The organism is Streptomyces sp. NPDC021115 (assembly GCF_044333065.1).
Classification (GTDB): domain Bacteria; phylum Actinomycetota; class Actinomycetes; order Streptomycetales; family Streptomycetaceae; genus Streptomyces.
In genome coordinates this window covers 62641-81165 of record NZ_JBIRQF010000030.1, presented here as the reverse complement: position 1 = coordinate 81165, position 18525 = coordinate 62641, and the positions used below count along the sequence as shown (strand labels likewise).

At 71.6% G+C, this 18525-nt stretch carries 15 protein-coding genes and 1 rRNA gene; 11 read left to right on the top strand and 5 right to left on the bottom strand.

Annotated elements, in window-relative coordinates; all coding sequences use genetic code 11:
* Positions 1 to 93: ribosomal RNA gene (rrf, locus tag ACH4TL_RS43930) — 5S ribosomal RNA — on the top strand; the annotation flags it as partial.
* Between the two features lie 243 nt (positions 94 to 336).
* Here rrf and ACH4TL_RS43925 read toward each other — a convergent pair.
* Positions 337 to 1548: a hypothetical protein gene (locus ACH4TL_RS43925; RefSeq protein WP_398330756.1), complete on the bottom strand. Its 1212-nt coding sequence runs from the start codon at positions 1546 to 1548 to the stop codon at positions 337 to 339.
* A gap of 149 nt (positions 1549 to 1697) precedes the next feature.
* Between ACH4TL_RS43925 and mtnA the strand changes: the two genes are divergently transcribed.
* The 7 genes from mtnA to ACH4TL_RS43890 all read left to right on the top strand — a co-directional run bounded on the left by mtnA (position 1698) and on the right by ACH4TL_RS43890 (position 10313).
* Positions 1698 to 2855, top strand: coding sequence for an S-methyl-5-thioribose-1-phosphate isomerase (gene mtnA, locus ACH4TL_RS43920; RefSeq protein WP_398330753.1), 1158 nt, complete (start codon positions 1698 to 1700; stop codon positions 2853 to 2855).
* The gene (mtrA, locus tag ACH4TL_RS43915; protein WP_398330748.1) at positions 2852 to 3529 is read left to right on the top strand and encodes a two-component system response regulator MtrA; all 678 of its coding nucleotides are present in this window, start codon (positions 2852 to 2854) and stop codon (positions 3527 to 3529) included. The genes mtnA and mtrA overlap by 4 nt, the downstream gene beginning before the upstream one ends.
* Before the next feature lies 1 nt (position 3530).
* Complete coding sequence (mtrB, locus tag ACH4TL_RS43910; RefSeq protein WP_398330745.1) at positions 3531 to 5564, top strand: MtrAB system histidine kinase MtrB; 2034 nt, start codon at positions 3531 to 3533, stop codon at positions 5562 to 5564.
* Positions 5554 to 7422, top strand: coding sequence for an LpqB family beta-propeller domain-containing protein (locus ACH4TL_RS43905; protein ID WP_398330742.1), 1869 nt, complete (start codon positions 5554 to 5556; stop codon positions 7420 to 7422). The genes mtrB and ACH4TL_RS43905 overlap by 11 nt, the downstream gene beginning before the upstream one ends.
* Before the next feature lie 268 nt (positions 7423 to 7690).
* Positions 7691 to 8344, top strand: coding sequence for a ComF family protein (locus ACH4TL_RS43900; protein WP_398425481.1), 654 nt, complete (start codon positions 7691 to 7693; stop codon positions 8342 to 8344).
* 317 nt (positions 8345 to 8661) lie between these two features.
* On the top strand, positions 8662 to 9354 hold the full coding sequence (hpf, locus tag ACH4TL_RS43895) for a ribosome hibernation-promoting factor, HPF/YfiA family (protein ID WP_039941767.1): 693 nt from the start codon (positions 8662 to 8664) through the stop codon (positions 9352 to 9354).
* Positions 9355 to 9563: 209 nt separating this feature from the next.
* The gene (locus tag ACH4TL_RS43890) at positions 9564 to 10313 is read left to right on the top strand and encodes a response regulator (protein WP_398330736.1); all 750 of its coding nucleotides are present in this window, start codon (positions 9564 to 9566) and stop codon (positions 10311 to 10313) included.
* A 51-nt stretch (positions 10314 to 10364) separates the two neighbouring features.
* Here the strand turns inward: ACH4TL_RS43890 and ACH4TL_RS43885 are convergent, their stop codons facing one another.
* Both ACH4TL_RS43885 and ACH4TL_RS43880 read right to left on the bottom strand, forming a co-directional pair.
* The gene (locus ACH4TL_RS43885) at positions 10365 to 11555 is read right to left on the bottom strand and encodes a winged helix-turn-helix domain-containing protein (protein ID WP_398330733.1); all 1191 of its coding nucleotides are present in this window, start codon (positions 11553 to 11555) and stop codon (positions 10365 to 10367) included.
* Positions 11556 to 11624: 69 nt separating this feature from the next.
* A complete protein-coding gene (locus ACH4TL_RS43880) occupies positions 11625 to 12236 on the bottom strand; it encodes a GNAT family N-acetyltransferase (protein ID WP_398330730.1) in 612 nt (203 codons plus the stop codon).
* A gap of 242 nt (positions 12237 to 12478) precedes the next feature.
* Between ACH4TL_RS43880 and secA the strand changes: the two genes are divergently transcribed.
* Complete coding sequence (gene secA / locus ACH4TL_RS43875; RefSeq protein WP_398330727.1) at positions 12479 to 15322, top strand: preprotein translocase subunit SecA; 2844 nt, start codon at positions 12479 to 12481, stop codon at positions 15320 to 15322.
* Between the two features lie 65 nt (positions 15323 to 15387).
* Here the strand turns inward: secA and ACH4TL_RS43870 are convergent, their stop codons facing one another.
* Positions 15388 to 15915 (bottom strand): Rv3235 family protein, encoded by a 528-nt coding sequence (locus ACH4TL_RS43870; RefSeq protein ID WP_398330724.1) that lies wholly within the window; start codon positions 15913 to 15915, stop codon positions 15388 to 15390.
* Positions 15916 to 16269: 354 nt separating this feature from the next.
* Between ACH4TL_RS43870 and ACH4TL_RS43865 the strand changes: the two genes are divergently transcribed.
* A complete protein-coding gene (locus ACH4TL_RS43865; RefSeq protein ID WP_398330721.1) occupies positions 16270 to 16776 on the top strand; it encodes a DUF6912 family protein in 507 nt (168 codons plus the stop codon).
* Positions 16777 to 16792: 16 nt separating this feature from the next.
* Positions 16793 to 17461 (top strand): HAD family hydrolase, encoded by a 669-nt coding sequence (locus ACH4TL_RS43860; protein ID WP_398330718.1) that lies wholly within the window; start codon positions 16793 to 16795, stop codon positions 17459 to 17461.
* 187 nt (positions 17462 to 17648) lie between these two features.
* On the opposite strand, the gene ACH4TL_RS43855 is transcribed toward ACH4TL_RS43860, so the two are convergent.
* Positions 17649 to 18230 carry a DJ-1/PfpI family protein gene (locus ACH4TL_RS43855; protein ID WP_398330715.1) on the bottom strand — a complete coding sequence of 194 codons (582 nt, stop codon included), beginning with the start codon at positions 18228 to 18230 and terminating at the stop codon, positions 17649 to 17651.
* Between the last annotated feature and the right edge of the window lie 295 nt (positions 18231 to 18525).

Here is an 18525-nt window from a genome sequence, read left to right as displayed (position 1 = left end):
ACGCCCGGTTACATTCCGAACCCGGAAGCTAAGCCTTTCAGCGCCGATGGTACTGCAGGGGGGACCCTGTGGGAGAGTAGGACGCCGCCGAACAATTTTTAGCCTCGACCCCGAGCATTACATGCTCGGGGTCGAGGCATTTTTGCGTTCAGCGCCAGGTATCGCCAGCAGGAGGGGTGAGGAGAAGCGGGGGATGCCATGGGTCCCGTTGAGGCCGTGCGGGCTCAAACGGGCGCTGGAGGCGGCGTCAGGGTCCGTTACAGGGCCAGTCCTGACGCCGCCATCACCCACCACCCACCCCTGCATCCGTATCCTCATCCCACCCGCATCCCCGCCTCAGGCGCCGTAACCGGCGGCCCGGGCGAGTTCGAGGTCGAGTGCCTCGCGGCGGATGCGCTGGTCCATGTAGAGGAGAGCGGTCACACCGGCGCTGATCGGAAAGGTGATGGCCGAGCTGATCACTCCGCCGATGCCGACGACGATCAGAAAGCCCCAGCCGACGGAGACGGACTCGCCGGACAGGTAGTCGATGGCGCTGTCCCCGCCGAACGCCATCGCGACGGCGCTGGTCGGCACCTCGACGACGGCGGCCACGAGGAAGACCAGCACGATGGACAGGAGCTGGATGCCGAAGACGCGCCACCACGCTCCCCGTACGAGCTTGGCCGAGCGGCGCAGGGCGGAGATGATCCCCTGCTTCTCCAGCATGAGCGCGGGGGCGGCGAGGCTGAAGCGGACCCAGAGCCAGATGGCGACGCACGTTCCCGCGAGCGCTCCGAGTGAGGCGAGCGCCGCGCCCTCGCTGGCCACACCGGCCGCCGCGAGGAGCATTCCCGGTGCCATGCCCACCCCGATGACGGCCGCGGCGATGGCCGGGATGAGCAGGAGCAGTCCGCACAGCTGAAGCAGGCGCGGCCGGGCACCGCCCCAGGCCTCGCTGGTGGTCACGGACTGTCCCAGGACCGCCCGTGCGGTGACCATCGTCAGCAGCGCGGTGGTGACGATGGTGCCCAGCACGCCGATGAGCAGGGTCACCGAGCTGCTGCCCAGGGCGCTGCGAACGGCCTCCAGGGCCTCTCCGAGCGTGGGGTCCGGCTTGTCGACCGCGCCGGTGCCGGAGGTGGTGCGGAACCACAGACCGGTGATGACGGTGATCAGGCCCTGGGCCACCACCGAGACGGCGAGCGAGATGCCGAGGACCGTGCGCCAGTGGGCGCGCATGGTGGCGATCGCGCCGTCCAGGATCTCGCTCACGGCGAGCGGCCGCAGCGGGATGACGCCGGGGCGGGGTGCGGGCGGCGGCTGGCGCCAGCCGGTGCCCCAGCCGCCGTTGTTCGCCGGTCCGGCCGGCTGCGGTGGCGGGGTGGTGATGCCGCCGTGGGGGGCCGTCCAGCGTCCCGCGGGCGGCTGCTGCTCGGCCCAGATGGCGCCCCGCGCGGGTCGCTCCGGCGCGGGGTGGTCGACGGGCTCGTTCGGCTGCTTGCTGCCGTGGTCGGGCTCGTCGGAAGGGGACGATCCGGGCGGAGCCCAGCCCGGAGAGTCGTTCATCGTCGCTCCGTAGGTCGTTCGTTGGCCGGTCGCGGATGCGGTGACGGCCGCTTCGTAGCCATCGTGCCACGGTGGGTTGTGGCGCATGCCGGTCGGCGGAGCGGGCTGACCACTTCATTAGTCGGTGCCGCAGGGGGCAAACTGGGCGGATGGCTGATGACCACCGGGCATCCCCGGAAGGCGCCGCAGCGCCCACTGCTTTCGCACTGCGCTGGGAGGAACCACCGGAGGGGCCCGTGGTGGTGCTCCTCGACCAGACCCGGCTTCCCGCCGAGGAGGTCGAGCTGGTGTGCACCGATGTGCCGATGCTGGTGGAGGCGATCCACTCGCTCGCCGTGCGGGGAGCCCCGCTGCTCGGTATCGCGGGGGCCTATGGGGTCGCCCTCGCCGCGGTGCGCGGTTTCGACGTGGACGAGGCCGCCGAGCAGCTCGCCCATGCCCGTCCCACCGCCGTCAATCTCGGCTACGGAGTGCGGAGGGCCGCCGCCACGTACCACGCTGCCGTCGAGGGCGGGGCGGATCCCGACAGGGCCGCCGCGGCCGCGCTCGCCGAGGCCCGCACCCTGCACGGTGAGGACGCCGAGGCCAGTGAGGCGATGGCCGGGCACGGCCAGGCGCTCCTCGACGAGCTGCTGCCCGCCGGGGGCTACCGCATCCTCACCCACTGCAACGCCGGCGCGCTGGTCTCCGGCGGTGAGGGCACCGCCCTGGCCGTGGTCAAGGCGGTGCACCGGGCCGGGCAGCTGCGGCGGCTCTGGGTGGACGAGACCCGCCCGCTGTTCCAGGGGGCCCGCCTGACGGCGTACGAGGCGGCCCGCGAGGGGATGGCGTACACGCTGCTCACCGACAACGCGGCGGGGTCGCTGTTCGCGGCGGGGGAAGTGGACGCGGTGGTGATAGGCGCGGACCGGATAGCCGCGGACGGCTCGGTGGCCAACAAGATCGGCAGCTATCCGCTCGCGGTGCTGGCCCGCTACCACCATGTGCCGTTCATCGTGGTGGCCCCGACCACCACGGTGGACCCGGACACCGCCGACGGCGCGGCGATCGAGGTCGAGCAGCGGCCCGGGCACGAGGTGACGGACGTCATAGTGCCGCATGCCCCGGCGCCCGGGGCCGAGACGGCGATGGGCGTGCCGGTGGCCCCGCTGGGCACCCAGGCGTACAACCCGGCCTTTGACGTCACACCGCCGGAGCTGGTCACCGCGATCGTCACCGAGCGTGGGGTCGTCGCTCCGGTCACCGAAGGGGGCATCGCGGAGCTGTGCGCCAGGTCACGATCAGGTAATGGGATGATGGCCTCATGAAGGGACGCGTCCTAGTCGTCGACGACGACACCGCACTGGCAGAGATGCTCGGCATCGTGCTGCGCGGCGAAGGCTTTGAACCGTCGTTCGTCTCGGACGGCGACAAGGCCCTTGCCGCCTTCCGCGAGGTCAAGCCGGATCTGGTGCTGCTCGACCTCATGCTGCCCGGACGGGACGGGATCGAGGTGTGCCGTCTGATCCGGGCCGAGTCCGGGGTGCCGATCGTCATGCTCACCGCCAAGAGCGACACGGTCGACGTGGTGGTCGGGCTGGAGTCCGGTGCCGATGACTACATCGTCAAGCCGTTCAAGCCGAAGGAGCTGGTGGCCCGGATCCGGGCGCGGCTGCGGCGGTCCGAGGACCCGACGCCGGAGCAGCTGACGATCGGCGATCTGGTGATCGACGTCGCCGGGCATTCGGTGAAGCGGGAGGGGCAGTCGATAGCGCTGACCCCGCTGGAGTTCGATCTGCTGGTGGCCCTGGCCCGTAAGCCGTGGCAGGTGTTCACCCGCGAGGTGCTGCTGGAGCAGGTCTGGGGCTATCGGCACGCGGCCGATACCCGGCTGGTCAATGTCCATGTGCAGCGGCTGCGCTCCAAGGTCGAGAAGGACCCGGAGCGGCCGGAGATCGTGGTGACCGTGCGCGGCGTCGGCTACAAGGCCGGGCCCAGCTGAGATGACGGGTGGCGGCACGGCTCCGCGGCCCCAGGGTTCGGGCGGCGGGGCGCCGGAGGGCGGCCGGATGGGGCGGCCCGATCCGGCGGGTGACATTCCGCTGCTCCGGAGGCTGTGGAGCGGCGGGCATCTGCTGCCCGACGGTGCCTCCGGCGGACCGGCCCACCCCTTGATCCGGCTGTTCGGGCGGTGGGTGCGCCGTCCGCTGCTGCCCGCTGCCCGGCTGTGGCGGCGGAACATCCAGCTGCGGGTGGTGGCCACCACGCTGCTGATGTCGCTCGGCGTGGTGATCCTGCTCGGCCTGGTCGTCATCGGCCAGGTGCGCAACGGCCTGCTGGATGCCAAGCGGCACGCCGCGCAGGGCCAGGCGGTCGGCGGGTTCGAGGTGGCCGAGCAGATGGCCGACCGTAAGAGCGACGCCGGCGGCCAGGACGGGGCGAGCCCCGGCAGCCGTGGCGCCCAGGACGCGGGGGCGTGGCTGAACGCCCTGGTGGAGCAGTTGGCCAGCGGCGGCAAGGGCGCGTATTCGGTGGTCGCGCTCAGCTCCGACTCCGGGGAGACGCCCTATGTGGCCAGCCGCGGCCCCCGGGCCTCCGGTGACGTCACGGCGGACAGCGTGCCCGCCGATCTGCGGCAGCGGGTCGACGAGGGCCGTACCGCGCCGTACGAGCAGTACGGGCGGATCGAGCACCTCGGCTCGGGCGACAGCGAGGCCGCGCTGATCATCGGCAAGCGGCTGGACGACAACCACGGCGACGCCTACCAGCTGTACTACCTCTTCCCCTTCACCCAGGAGGTGAAGTCGCTGAGCCTGGTGAAGGGCACGCTGGCCACGGCCGGGGTGTTCGTGGTGGTGCTGCTCGGCGCCATCGCCTGGGTGGTGGTGCGGCAGGTCGTCACGCCGGTGCGGATGGCCGCCGGGATCTCCGAGCGGCTGGCGGCCGGGCTGCTCCAGGAGCGGATGAAGGTCACCGGCGAGGACGACATCGCCCGCCTCGGCGAGGCGTTCAACAAGATGGCCCAGAACCTCCAGCTCAAGATCCAGCAGCTGGAGGAGCTGTCCCGGATGCAGCGGCGGTTCGTCTCGGACGTCTCCCATGAGCTGCGCACGCCGCTGACGACCGTGCGGATGGCGGCGGATGTCATCTACGAGGGGCGCGAGGACTTCGATCCGATCACGGCCCGCTCCGCCGAGCTGCTGTGGGGCCAGGTCGACCGCTTCGAGTCGCTGCTCTCCGATCTGCTGGAGATCAGCCGGTTCGACGCGGGCGCGGCCGCCCTGGAGGCCGACCAGATCGATCTGCGCGACGTGGTGAACCGGGTGGTCGACGGGGCCGAGCCGCTGGCCGACGCCAAGGGCACCCGGATCCTGGTGCGGGGCGCCGAGGCGCCGGTGGTCGCGGAGGCGGACGCCCGCCGGGTGGAGCGGGTGCTGCGCAATCTGGTGGTCAACGCCGTGGAGCACGGCGAGGGCCGGGACGTGGTGGTGCGGCTCGCGGCGGCGGGCGGCGCGGTCGCCGTGGCCGTACGGGACTACGGGGTCGGTCTGAAGCCCGGCGAGGCGACGCGGGTGTTCAACCGCTTCTGGCGGGCCGATCCGGCGCGCGCCCGGACGACCGGCGGCACCGGTCTCGGTCTGTCGATCGCCGTGGAGGACGCGCGGCTGCACGGCGGCTGGCTCCAGGCGTGGGGCGAGCCCGGCGGCGGTTCGCAGTTCCGGCTGACGCTGCCGCGCGCCGCGGGCGATGTGCTGCGCGGTTCGCCGATCCCGCTGGAGCCCGAGGACTCCCGGCGCAACCGGCAGTCGGCCGACGGCGGGCAGACGCAGCCCGCGGCGGAGCGGCTGGCGTCGGTGCCCGCACAGCCGCGCTCCGCGCTGCCGCCCGCCGACGCCCCGGTGCCTTCGGCCGATCCGACGGCGCTGCCGGGGAACGGGGCGCGGGTGGTGCGCGGCGCCGCCGAGCCCACGTACCGGGCGGAGCAGCGGGAGCGAACGACACCGAACGAAGGGGAGGGCCGCCCCCGTGGGCGCTGACCGTGCCGATCGCGACCGTTCCCGCACCGGCGCCCGCCGCCGTGCGCGGGGCACCGGCCCGTTGCTGGCGTGTGGTGTGCTGCTGCTGTCCGGCTGTGCCTCGATGCCCGATAGCGGCGATGTGCGCCGGGTCGACTCCTCGCCGCGCTCCGACGTGGACTCGCAGGTCCGGGTGTACGGGGTGAGCCCGGGCAAGGGCGAACAGCCCGCGGAGCTGGTCTCCGGCTTCCTGGAGGCCACGACGAGCGACGAGGAGAACTTCGCCACCGCGAAGGAGTATCTGACCCGCGGCGCGGCCAAGGACTGGGATCCGTTCGCGCAGACCACGGTGCTGGAGCAGGCCCCGGATGTGCGGGTGGAGACCGACCCGGGCGACCGGGACGGCAACAGCAAGACGGTGGTGCTGTCGGGCAAGCGGATCGCCACGGTGGACGCGACGCACGCCTACCGGCCCGATGAGCAGACGTACGAGGAGCGCATCCATCTGACCCTGCGCGGGTCGGAGTGGCGGATCGACGGGCCGCCGCCGGGGCTGGTGCTCGGCGAGTCCGACTTCCAGCGCATCTACCGCTCGGTCAACAAGTACTACTTCGCGAAGCTGGGCCCCGACGCCGACGACTCCCGGGTGGGCGACGAGGTCCTGGTCGCCGACCCGGTCTATCTGCGGCGGCGCATCAATCCGGTCACGGCGACCGTCAAGGCGCTGCTGGACGGCCCGACGGACTGGCTGGATCCGGTGGTCAGCACGTCCTTCCCGGCCGGTACGGCGCTCGGCCGCAACACCGGCAAGCTGTCGCTGGACGATTCGAACGCGCTGAAGGTCCGGCTGAGCGATCAGGCGGCGCAGATCAGCACGGCCCGGTGCGCCCGGATGGCGGCGCAGACGCTGTTCACCGTGCAGGACCTCTGGGAGGGGTCGGACGAGGTGAGCGGGGTGCGGCTGGAGCGGCAGAACGGTGCCGAGCTGTGCGCCCTGTCCAGCGACGCGGCGCGCGCGTACGCACCCGACCATGTCATCGGGCGGCCCCAGCACCAGTACTTCGTGGACGCGCAGAACCGGATGGTCCGGCTGTCCGACGACGAGGACAAGCCACGGCCGGTGCCGGGGCCGTTCGGCGCGGACGGCGCGGGTCTTGGCACGGTGGCGGTCTCGCGCGACGAGCGGGACGCGGCGGCGGTCAGCGAGGACGGCCGGTCGCTGTACGTCACGGAGCTGGTGGCCGGCGCCGAGCGGGGCCGGGTGCGGGTGCACAGCCAGGGCGGCAGCGCCGAGCACGGGCTGACGGCGCCCAGCTGGGACGGTCTCGGCGGGCTGTGGGTGGCCGACCGGGACCCGCAGCGGCCGCGGCTGCTTCGGTTGCGGGGCGGTACGGGACCGGCGGACGAGGTCGAGCTGCCGGCGCTGGACGGTGGCCGGATCACGGCGCTGCGGGTGTCCGCGGACGGCACGAGGATCGCGATGCTGGTCAAGCGGGACGGGCATACGACGCTGCGGCTGGGCCGGATCGAGCGGCGGGGCACGGCGGACCGTCCGAAGCTGTCGGTGCGGGCGCTGCACGCGATCGCGCCGAAGCTCCAGGACGTGGACACCGCGTCCTGGGCGGGGGACAGCCGCCTGGTGGTCGCGGGCCGCGAGTCGGACGGTGTGCAGCAGCTCCAGTACGTGGAGACGGACGGCTCACCGGCGGATCTGCCGGAGGTGCCGGGGCCGAACGGGGTGGAGACGGTCGCCGCCTCCGAGGACCAGACCCGGCCGCTGATCGCCGAGACCAGGGAGAACGGGATCGTCCGGCTGCTGCCCAACACGGACTGGAAGACCGTCGACGAGGACGGTTCCGGGCCGGTGTACCCCGGATAGCCGTACCCCGGACAGCCTTACGGCGGGAGGCCGTGGCGGCCCCTCGCGCCGCCCGTCCCGCCAGGGGCGGGCGGTTGTCCACATGCGCGTGGTTTTCCACAGGGGGTGGCGGCCCGGCTGGTGTGCCGGGACAGTGGGGCACATGCGGGGCTGGTGGCAAGAGATCGCAGATCTGGTGCTGCCGGGCGACTGTGCGGGGTGCGGTCGGCCGGGTGTCCCGCTGTGCGACCGGTGTCATGGGGCGCTGCGCGGGTCCGGGGCGCGTCGGGTGCTGCCGAGCCCGGTGCCGCCGGGGCTGCCGGTGGTCCATGCGGCGGTGGAGTACGTGGACGAGGCCCGGGCGGTGCTGCTCGCGCACAAGGAGCGGGGAGCGCTGCGGCTGGCGGGGCCGCTGGGCGAGGCCCTGGCGGGTGCGGTGCGGGCGGCGGCCCCCGGGGCCCTGCCCCGGGCGCCGGGGGTCCCGCCCCTGCTGCTGGTGCCGGTGCCCTCGGCGCGGCGTGCCGTGGGGGCGCGGGGCCATGATCCGGCCCGGCGCATCGCGAGGGCGGCGGCGGGCGTGCTGCGCCGTGAGGGGTGTCCCGCGCGGGTGCCGTCGGTGCTGCGGCAGCGGCGGCGGGTGACCGACCAGTCGGGGCTGGGCGCCCGGCAGCGCCGGGCGAATGTGACGGGGGCGCTGGAGGCCGTGCCGGGTGGCGGGCGGCTCCTGGTGGCGGGCCCGGTGGTGCTGGTGGACGATCTGATGACGACGGGGGCCTCGCTCGCGGAGGCGGCGCGGGCGGTGGCACAGGCGGGCGGCCGGGTCGTGGGCGGGGCGGTGGTGGCCGCGCCACCGGCGCCCGTGCCCGCCGCGAGCACCGCGCGCTCCGCGCCCATGGGGCCGCCAGGGCGTCTCAGACCCTTCGCGAGCGATAAGCGGAACTGAATACGAAGCCGCGTCGTTGCAGGCTGTAAGGATGCCAAAGCACCTGATCGGAGGTACGGCTCGGTAGGGGGTGCCGACATCCGTCCGGGCGAGCTATGTTCGGTTGTGAGGAGTGGCAGGTGCTATGACTCGCAAATCCGGTTGGCGTGTTTTGCGTGCTTTCTTGTGAGCGGTCGGACGAATCGGGGTGGAGTTGTCCCCCGTGGGAAGGAGAGGTGAAAGCCGCCAAGCCGGTGGCTCCGGAAAACGCCGGAGCCTAGTGCACAAGGGATGAGCTCCGGTGGATCATCCGGAGCGACCCGGGAACGGAGTTCTGCGTGGACATCGTCGTCAAGGGCCGTAAAACAGAGGTGCCCGAGCGGTTCCGGAAGCACGTGGCCGAGAAGCTGAAGCTGGATAAGATCCAGAAGCTCGACGGCAAGGTGATCAGCCTCGACGTCGAGGTGTCCAAGGAGCACAATCCGCGGCAGGCCGACCGGTCCGACCGCGTGGAGATCACCCTTCGCTCCCGCGGCCCGGTCATTCGGGCGGAGGCCGCGGCGGCCGATCCGTACGCAGCGCTGGACCTGGCGGCCGGCAAGCTGGAAGCGCGGATGCGCAAGCAGCACGACAAGCGCCACACCCGGCGCGGGAACGGCCGCATTCCGGCCAGCGACGTGGCCATCACGGTGCCCAATGCCGCACGTATCAACGGGCATGGCGAGATCGCCGCTCAGCGCACCCCGTCGGACACTGTTCCGACCACCCGGATGGGACCCTTGGAAGTCCAGGGCGAAGGCCCCCTCGTGGTCCGTGAGAAGACCCACGCCGCGGTCCCGATGACGCTCGACCAAGCTCTCTACGAGATGGAGCTGGTCGGGCACGACTTCTATCTGTTCGTCGACTCCGACACCAGTCAGCCCAGCGTCGTCTACCGGCGGCACGGCTATGACTACGGGGTCATTCATCTTCAGCCGGAGGCGTTCGCCGGGGAGGAGCCCGGTGGTGCCGGGGGCGCACTCGGTGCCTGAGGCGCACTGAGACCCGCCCGCTGCTGGGCGGGCGCACAGAGAGTGAGCGGGATCGCGCGGCGTATGCGTCGCGCGGTCCCGTGGCCGGTCCGGGCATGAAATCATGGCTCGACGGCCAACCGGCATGGGGAAAAGACTGGTTGACGCCGTACCGCACGTGCACCGCAGAGTGCAGACCGCAAGGGCCATGGCCTTCAGGGGGAGGAACGATGGCGGACAGCTTCGGGCCCATGTCCGACGGAGGCGATGACCAACGCCTGGGGCCGGACAGGGGCGAGCCGCGCGGTGAGCCGCGCAAGGAGCCGATTCGGGTCCTCGTAGTGGACGACCACGCGCTCTTCCGGCGTGGGTTGGAGATCGTCCTGGCCCAGGAGGAGGACATCCAGGTCGTCGGCGAGGCCGGGGACGGCGCCGAGGCCGTGGACAAGGCGGCGGATCTGCTGCCGGACATCGTCCTGATGGATGTGCGCATGCCCAAGCGCGGGGGGATCGAGGCATGCACGTCGATCAAGGAGGTGGCCCCCAGTGCGAAGATCATCATGCTGACGATCAGCGATGAGGAGGCCGACCTCTACGACGCGATCAAGGCGGGCGCCACCGGCTATCTGCTCAAGGAGATCTCGACCGACGAGGTGTCGACCGCGATCCGCGCGGTGGCCGACGGCCAGTCGCAGATCAGCCCGTCGATGGCGGCCAAGCTCCTCACCGAGTTCAAGTCGATGATCCAGCGCACCGACGAGCGCCGGCTGGTGCCGGCGCCCCGGCTCACCGACCGTGAGCTGGAGGTGCTGAAGCTGGTGGCCACCGGCATGAACAACCGCGACATCGCCAAGGAGCTGTTCATCAGCGAGAACACCGTGAAGAACCACGTCCGGAACATCCTGGAGAAGCTTCAGCTGCACTCCCGGATGGAGGCCGTGGTCTACGCGATGCGGGAGAAGATCCTCGAAATCAGGTGAGCGGGCCGGTGCGGCCCGTGGAGGACAGGCCGACCGGGCACCGGGCCGCGGTCAGCTGACCGCGGCCGCCAGCGGCGCTGCCAGCTCCGGGCGGTCGACGCGCTCGATCCGCACCGCGTCGCAGCCCACCCACCCGGCCGCCTCCCGCAGCGCCTCGGCCATCGGCGCCACCGCCTTCGGGGTGTCCAGCGACACCTGCCGAGCCACCAGCGTGGTCCCCTCACGGGCCGGGTCGACCCGGCCGAGCAGCCGCCCGCCCGACAGCAGCGGCATGGCGAAGTAGCCGTACACCCGCTTGGGCCGGGGCACATACGCCTCCAGCCGATGGCTGAAGCCGAAGATCCGCTCGGTGCGCGCCCGGTCCCATATCAGCGAGTCGAAGGGCGACAGCAGCGTCGTACGGTGCCGTCCGCGCGGGGTGGTGGCCAGCGCCTCGGGATCCGCCCAGGCCGCCCTGTCCCAGCCCGCGACCGCCACCGGCACCAGCCCCGAGTCCGCGATCACCGCGTCCACCTGGTCCTGCTTGAGCCGGTGGTAGTCCGCGAGGTCCGCCCGGGTGCCCACACCGAGGGACTGGCCCGCGAGCCGCACCAGCCGCCGCAGGCACTCCGCGTCGTCCAGGTCGTCGTGCAGCAGCGCGTCCGGCACGGCGCGCTCCGCCAGGTCGTACACCCGCTTCCAGCCGCGCCGCTCCACGCACACCACCTCGCCGTACGTGAGCGCGCGCTCGACGGCGACCTTCGTCGCCGACCAGTCCCACCACAGGCCGCCGTTCTTGGCGCCGCCCAGCTCGGAAGCGGTCAGCGGGCCCTCGGCGCGCAGCTGCGCCACCACCTTCTCGTACGCCCCGTCCGGCAGCTCGTGGTGCCAGTGCGGGCGGGCGCGGTAGGCGCGGCGCCGGAACGCGAAGTGCGGCCACTCCTCGATCGGCAGCACGCACGCCGCGTGCGACCAGTACTCGAAGGCATGGGTGCCGGTCCAGTACGCCGACTCGACCGCCGGACGGCCGACCGCGCCCAGCCGTGCGTACGGAATCAGCTCGTGCGAGCGGGCCAGCACCGAGATCGTGTCCAGCTGCACCGCGCCCAGATGGCGCAGGACCCCGCGCACCCCGCCGCGCCGGTCGGGCGCCCCCAGGAACCCCTGGGCGCGCAGCGCGATCCGGCGCGCCTCGTCGGCGGACAAGCTGACCTCGGGCTTCTGGGCCGCGGTAGTGCCGGACCCGGCGGCGGGATTCGTCATGCGCGCCACCGTAGTGGCGACCACTGACAACGAGCCGCCACCTGGGGAAACGCCGCTTCGTTAAACGCCTCAGCCCCGGTCCACCGTGGAAGCGGGAGCCGGAGCCGGGAGGTACGGCGTGGTCGAGGGCAGGCCCCAGTCGGAGGGCAGCAGCGCGCCCCGCCAGGCGTCCCGCCGCGTGCCCTCGCGGACGATCCGCGCCCGGTCCGTCCCCTCCATCCGGAAGCCCACGGCGAGCGCGACCGCCCGCGACGCCTCGTTCCCGGCCTCCGTGCACCACTCCAGCCGCTCCACGCCCAGCGCCGTGAACGCCCACTCGGTCACCGCCCGCGCCGCCTCGATCGTGTAGCCGCGCCGCCGGTGCTCCCGTACCGTCCAGTAGCCCAGTTCGGCCTCGCGCTCGGGGCTGCGCAGCCGGGCCAGCCGTACCAGGCCCATGGCCCCGACGAGTTCTCCCTCACCCTCGGTGACCACAGCGAAGTTGTAGGACTTGTCGTCCCGCCAGCCCTCCGGGCAGGTCCGCCGGATGAAGTCCTCGGCGTGCGCGCGTTCGTACGGACCGGGTACGGTCGTCCAGCGCAGGATGTCCGGGTCCTGACAGGCGGCGTGCACCGCCGGGGCGTCGGACGGCCGGAAGGGGCGCAGGACGAGTCGCTCGGTGGTGAGGGTGACGGGCTCCATGGCGAGAGTCTGGGCGGGTGCCGCACCCGGCCGCGACTGGTTTTGGCGAATTCGGGGGCACCCCGGCGACCGCTCACGCGTTGACACGGTGAGGTGACACCCGGCCCGCGTGGTGACGGACCTCCCGGCCAGGCGGGGTCTGTCTTACGATGGCCGTTGCGGCGGGGCTTGTGCCCCTTGACAATGCCGCGCCAGCGCACCCCACAACCGTGCCAGGCCCGACCGGCAAGGAGCCAGCCTACGTGTCCGTCTTCAACAAGCTCATGCGTGCAGGCGAAGGAAAGATCCTGCGCAAGCTGCACCGCATCGCGGACCAGGTCAATTCCATCGAAGAGGACTTCCTGTCGCTCTCCGACGCCGAGCTGCGTGCCCTCACCGACGAGTACAAGGAGCGGTACGCCGACGGCGAAAGCCTCGACGACCTGATGCCTGAGGCGTTCGCGACGGTGCGCGAGGCGGCCAAGCGGGTGCTCGGCCAGCGTCACTACGACGTCCAGCTGATGGGCGGCGCCGCGCTGCACCTCGGCTATGTCGCGGAGATGAAGACCGGTGAGGGCAAGACCCTGGTGGGCACCCTGCCCGCCTATCTGAACGCGCTGTCCGACAAGGGCGTCCACCTCATCACGGTCAACGACTACCTGGCCGAGCGTGACTCCGAGTGGATGGGCCGGGTGCACAGGTTCCTCGGCCTCGAGGTCGGCTGCATCCTCGCCAACATGACGCCGGCGCAGCGCCGCGAGCAGTACGCGTGCGACATCACCTACGGCACGAACAACGAGTTCGGCTTCGACTATCTGCGCGACAACATGGCGTGGTCGCAGGACGAGCTGGTGCAGCGCGGCCACAACTTCGCGATCGTCGACGAGGTCGACTCGATCCTGGTGGACGAGGCCCGTACGCCGCTGATCATCTCCGGCCCGGCCGACCAGGCCACCAAGTGGTACGGCGACTTCGCCAAGCTGGTCACCCGGCTGACCCGGGGCGAGGCGGCGAACCTCCAGAAGGGCCAGGAGGAGACCGGCGATTACGAGGTCGACGAGAAGAAGCGCACCGTCGGCATCCACGAGTCCGGTGTCACCAAGGTCGAGGACTGGCTGGGCATCGACAACCTGTACGAGTCCGTCAACACTCCGCTGGTCGGCTACCTGAACAACGCGATCAAGGCCAAGGAGCTGTTCAAGAAGGACAAGGACTACGTCGTCATCGACGGCGAGGTCATGATCGTCGACGAGCACACCGGCCGTATCCTCGCCGGTCGCCGCTACAACGAGGGCATGCACCAGGCGATCGAGGCCAAGGAAGCGGTGGAGATCAAGGACGAGAACCAGACCCTCGCCACGATCACCCTCCAGAACTTCTTCCGCCTCTACGACAAGCTCTCCGGCATGACCGGTACGGCGATGACCGAGGCTGCCGAGTTCCACCAGATCTACAAGCTCGGCGTCGTCCCGATCCCGACCCACCGCCCGCTCGCCCGCGTCGACCAGTCCGACCTGATCTACCGCACCGAGGTGGCCAAGTTCGACGCGGTCGTCGACGACATCGTCGAGAAGCACGAGAAGGGCCAGCCGGTCCTGGTCGGCACCACCTCCGTGGAGAAGTCCGAGTACCTGTCGCAGCAGCTCGCCAAGCGCGGTGTGCCGCACGAGGTGCTGAACGCGAAGCAGCACGACCGGGAGGCGACGATCGTCGCCCAGGCGGGCCGCAAGGGCGCCGTCACGGTCGCGACGAACATGGCCGGCCGTGGTACGGACATCAAGCTCGGCGGCAACCCCGACGACCTCGCCGAGGCCGAGCTGCGCCAGCGCGGACTCGACCCGGTGGAGCACGCCGAGGAGTGGGCGGCCGCGCTGCCCGCCGCCCTGGAGAAGGCCGAGGCCGCGGTCAAGGCCGAGTTCGAGGAGGTCAAGGAGCTCGGCGGGCTGTATGTGCTGGGCACCGAGCGGCATGAGTCGCGCCGTATCGACAACCAGCTGCGCGGTCGTTCCGGCCGTCAGGGCGACCCCGGCGAGTCCCGCTTCTACCTCTCGCTCGGCGACGACCTGATGCGGCTGTTCAAGGCGCAGATGGTCGAGCGCGTGATGGCGATGGCCAACGTCCCGGACGATGTGCCGATCGAGAACAAGATGGTCACCCGCGCCATCGCCTCCGCCCAGTCGCAGGTCGAGCAGCAGAACTTCGAGACCCGTAAGAACGTCCTGAAGTACGACGAGGTCCTCAACCGGCAGCGCGAGGTCATCTACGGTGAGCGCCGCCGCGTCCTGGAGGGCGAGGACCTCCAGGAGCAGGTCGGCCACTTCATGGACGACACGATCGACGCGTACATCCAGGCGGAGACCGTCGAGGGCTTCGCGGAGGAGTGGGACCTGGACCGGCTGTGGGGCGCGTTCAAGCAGCTCTACCCGGTCAAGGTGACCGTCGACGAGCTGGAGGAGGAGACCGGCGACCGCGCCGGGATCACCTCCGACTTCATCGGCGAGGCCATCAAGGACGACATCCACCAGCAGTACGAGGCGCGTGAGGAGCAGCTCGGCTCCGAGATCATGCGCGAGCTGGAGCGGCGCGTCGTGCTGTCCGTGCTGGACCGCAAGTGGCGTGAGCACCTCTACGAGATGGACTACCTCCAGGAGGGCATCGGGCTGCGCGCGATGGCCCAGAAGGACCCGCTGGTCGAGTACCAGCGCGAGGGCTTCGACATGTTCCAGGCCATGATGGAGGGCATCAAGGAGGAGTCCGTCGGCTATCTGTTCAACCTGGAGGTCCAGGTCGAGCAGCAGGTCGAGGAGGTCCCGGTCGAGGACGCGGAGGCGAAGACCTCGCTGGAGAAGGACGTGCAGGAGGCGGTCCCGGCGGGCGCGGGCGCTTCCTCGACGGGCCGTCCCGAGATCCACGCCAAGGGCCTGGAGGCCCCGCAGCGGCCGGACCGGCTGCACTTCTCGGCCCCGACGGTCGACGGCGAGGGCGGCATCGTGGAGGGCGACTTCGCCAACGGTGACACCCCGCCCGCGCCGCGCTCCGAGTCCGACGGGCTGACCCGGGCGGAGCGCCGCAAGGCCAACAAGGGCGGCCGCCGCCGCAAGAAGTAGCGCGTAGGCAGTCGGACGGCTGGGGCACCGCGCGTTCGCGCGGTGCCCCAGCCGTCTTCTCATGCTCAAGTGACCCGCGGGCCGAGGTCGACGGCGGCGCAGCGCCAGCGGGCGTCGGCGCCCAGCTCCAGCCGGAACGCGAGCGCGCTGAGCCGGTCGGCCGAGGCGATCCGGGCGAACGCCTCGATCACCCCGTGCCGCGGCCGGTACTCCCCGCAGCGCCGCACGACGGGCACGGCGCACCCGGCGGCGGGCCGCAGCGGTGCGCACGGCGCGAGCGCGATCAGCTGGTCGTAGGCGTCCGGGAGAGCGTGTCCGAGCAGGGTGTGCACGGGCCGCTGGCCGCTGAGGGCGAGCAGCAGCCGGTGCGCGAACCAGTAGTGGGGCAGCCGGTCCCGCTCCCGCTGTACGGCCGCGAGCGCGGCCGTACGCGAGACGGCCGCCGGGCGCCGTACGGTGGCGCCGCCCGGGCGGCGGGAGTCGCGGCGTCCCGGCGGGCCGCCGTGGCCCCCGGCGCCACCGTTCCGCCGCCGCGCGGCGGTGCCCGTCGTGCCCCGGTCGGTCCGCGTCGTCGTCCGGGTGATCTCGTCCATGCGCCTCGCCGTCTCTGCCGGGCCCGGGGAGTACCGGGCAGTAGCTTTCTGTCGGGGAGACTTCTATCGACGCGTTTCCGCCACCCGCAACGGCTGTCCCCGGCCGCCAGGACCCGGCTGGGGAGTTCACCTATCCGGGGGAATCGCTGGGGTGGAAGGGCTGGTGGCGCCGTACGGAGCGGCCCCGCACCCCGGGGGCCGCGGGCTCCGGAAATCCCCCGAACGGGGACCGAGGGGCCCCGGCCCCACGGCGGCGGCCGGGGAAGGCACTTGGGGCCCGGAGACGAACCCGGGCCCCGGCAAGGGGCGGCACGTATGCTGGCGGGACCTGATGTCTCGTGAAAGCGGCGGCCCATGCGCGTCTACGTCCCCCTGACCCTCTCCGGTCTCGCCGAGGCGCACAAGACGGGTGAGCTGGGACCGGGGCCGCTGACCGCGTATGCCGTGACGCCCGCGCTGCGCGAGTGGTACGTGTCGGACGACATCGAGGAACTGGAGTACGCCGCGCTCAGCCGCGCCGCGCAGGCGTCCCTGCGGCTGCTCGCCGTGGACCCGCGGGTGCCGCGGCGACGCGTCGTGGTGGCCGTGGACGTGCCCGACGGGCAGGCGGTCGCCGATCCGGACCGGGGGCTGGACCAGTCCGCGCTGGGAGAGGTGCGGATCGCCGCCGCCGTACGGCTCACCGAGGCCGCGGCGGTGCACCTGGACGCCGAGGACGCCGAGCGGGACGTCTCCGCGGCGGCCGACGCGCTGGGCGCGGCGGACGTGGGGGACGACGACGCGCAGTTCACGGTGGACGGCGCGGAGGACCACGAGCTGATGTGGTACGCCACCCAGGAGATCCCCAACCTCATCGAGTAGGCCGTACGGTCGAGGGATGGGGACGAATCGCGTGACACACATCGTGTGGGACTGGAACGGCACGCTCTTCCACGACATCGACGCCGTGATCCAGGCGACGAACGCCTCGTTCGGGGAGATCGGCCTGCCGCCGATCACGCTGGAGCGCTACCGGGACCTGTACTGCGTCCCGGTCCCGCTCTTCTACGAGCGGCTGATGGGGCGGCTGCCCACCGATGAGGAGTGGGAGGTCATGGACGAGGCCTTCCATCGGCACTACTGGACGCTGGCCGAGACCGCGGGGCTGGCGCTCGGGGCCCGGGAACTGCTCGCGGAGTGGCAGTCGGCGGGGCTCACTCAGTCGCTGTGCTCGCTGGCGCCGCACGAGAACCTGATGCCGCTGGTGCGTAACCACGGCATCGCGGACCACTTCGTCCGCGTCGACGGCCGCACCGGGCAGAGCACGACCGGCAAGGCCGAGCAGATGGTGCGCCATCTCGCCGCGCTGGAGAAGGTGCCGCCGCAGCGGATCGTGGTGATAGGGGACGCGGTGGACGACGCGGTGGCGGCCGAGCACGTGGGGGCGCGGGCGGTGCTCTACACGGGCGGCTCGCACAGCCGGACCAGCCTGCTGGCCGCCGGGGTGCCGGTGGTCGACACCCTGGAGGAGGCCGTACGCGAGGCCGAGGCGCTGGCTGACAGCTGACAGCCAGCCGGTAGCAGCTGACAGATCACAGCTGACAGATCACAGCTGACAGATCACAGCTGTCAGATCACAGCTGTCAGATCACAGATGACAGCCAGCAGGTGACAGGTGGCGGATCACAGGTATCAGCTGGCGGGTATCGGCTGACAGATAGCAGAAACTGTCAGCCGGAATCCGTCACGTCACCTCACACCACCGGCGCCTTCGTCCTCAGCACCGCCAGAAACTCCCGCATCCACACCGGATGGTCCGGCCACGCCCGCGACGACACCAGCGTGCCGTCCACCACGACCTCAGCGTCCTGGAACGTCGCCCCCGCCGCCTGCATGTCCAGCTCCAGCGCCGGATACGCGGTCACCCGCCGCCCGGTCAGGGCGCCGACCGCCGACGTCAGCAGCGGGCCGTGGCAGATCTGCGCCACCGGCTTGTCGGCGTCGAAGAACGCCTTGCAGATCTTGCGCAGCTCCGCGTCGTTGCGCAGGTATTCGGGGGCCCTGCCGCCCGGGATCACCAGGGCCGCGTACTGACCCGGGTCCACCTCGGAGAAGGCGAGGTCGGCGGGGAAGCTGTAGCCGGGCTTCTCGGTGTAGGTGTCGTAGCCCTCCTCGAAGTCGTGCACCACGAAGCGCAGCGTCTTGCGGGAGGGGGCCGCGATGTGGACGTCGTAGCCTTCCTCGCGCAGCCGCTGGTACGGGTAGAGCACCTCCAGGGACTCGGCCGCGTCCCCGGTCACCAGCAGGATCTTCGCAGTCGCAGCCGTGCCGCTCATGCCGCCCACCTCCACGTTTCCACGCTTACCACCGTCGGTGTCACCCTGCATCCGCACCGGGGGTTTGCCAAGAGCGCGTGGTGAGGGCGCGCGCCCTCACCCCACTGTCCATTTCGTCAAACATCCGGGCCGAGTTTTGTACACGAACGGCTCATGACGAGCCCCTGGGGAGGAGCGATAGCCTTACTGCGTGATCAGCGCGATAGTCCACGGGGGCAAGGAGGCCCTCGCTCCGAGCCCGGGGCGCCTCCGGGCCGGAGCCGCTGCCGCTGGTCGACGCCGCGTGGGGTCTTGG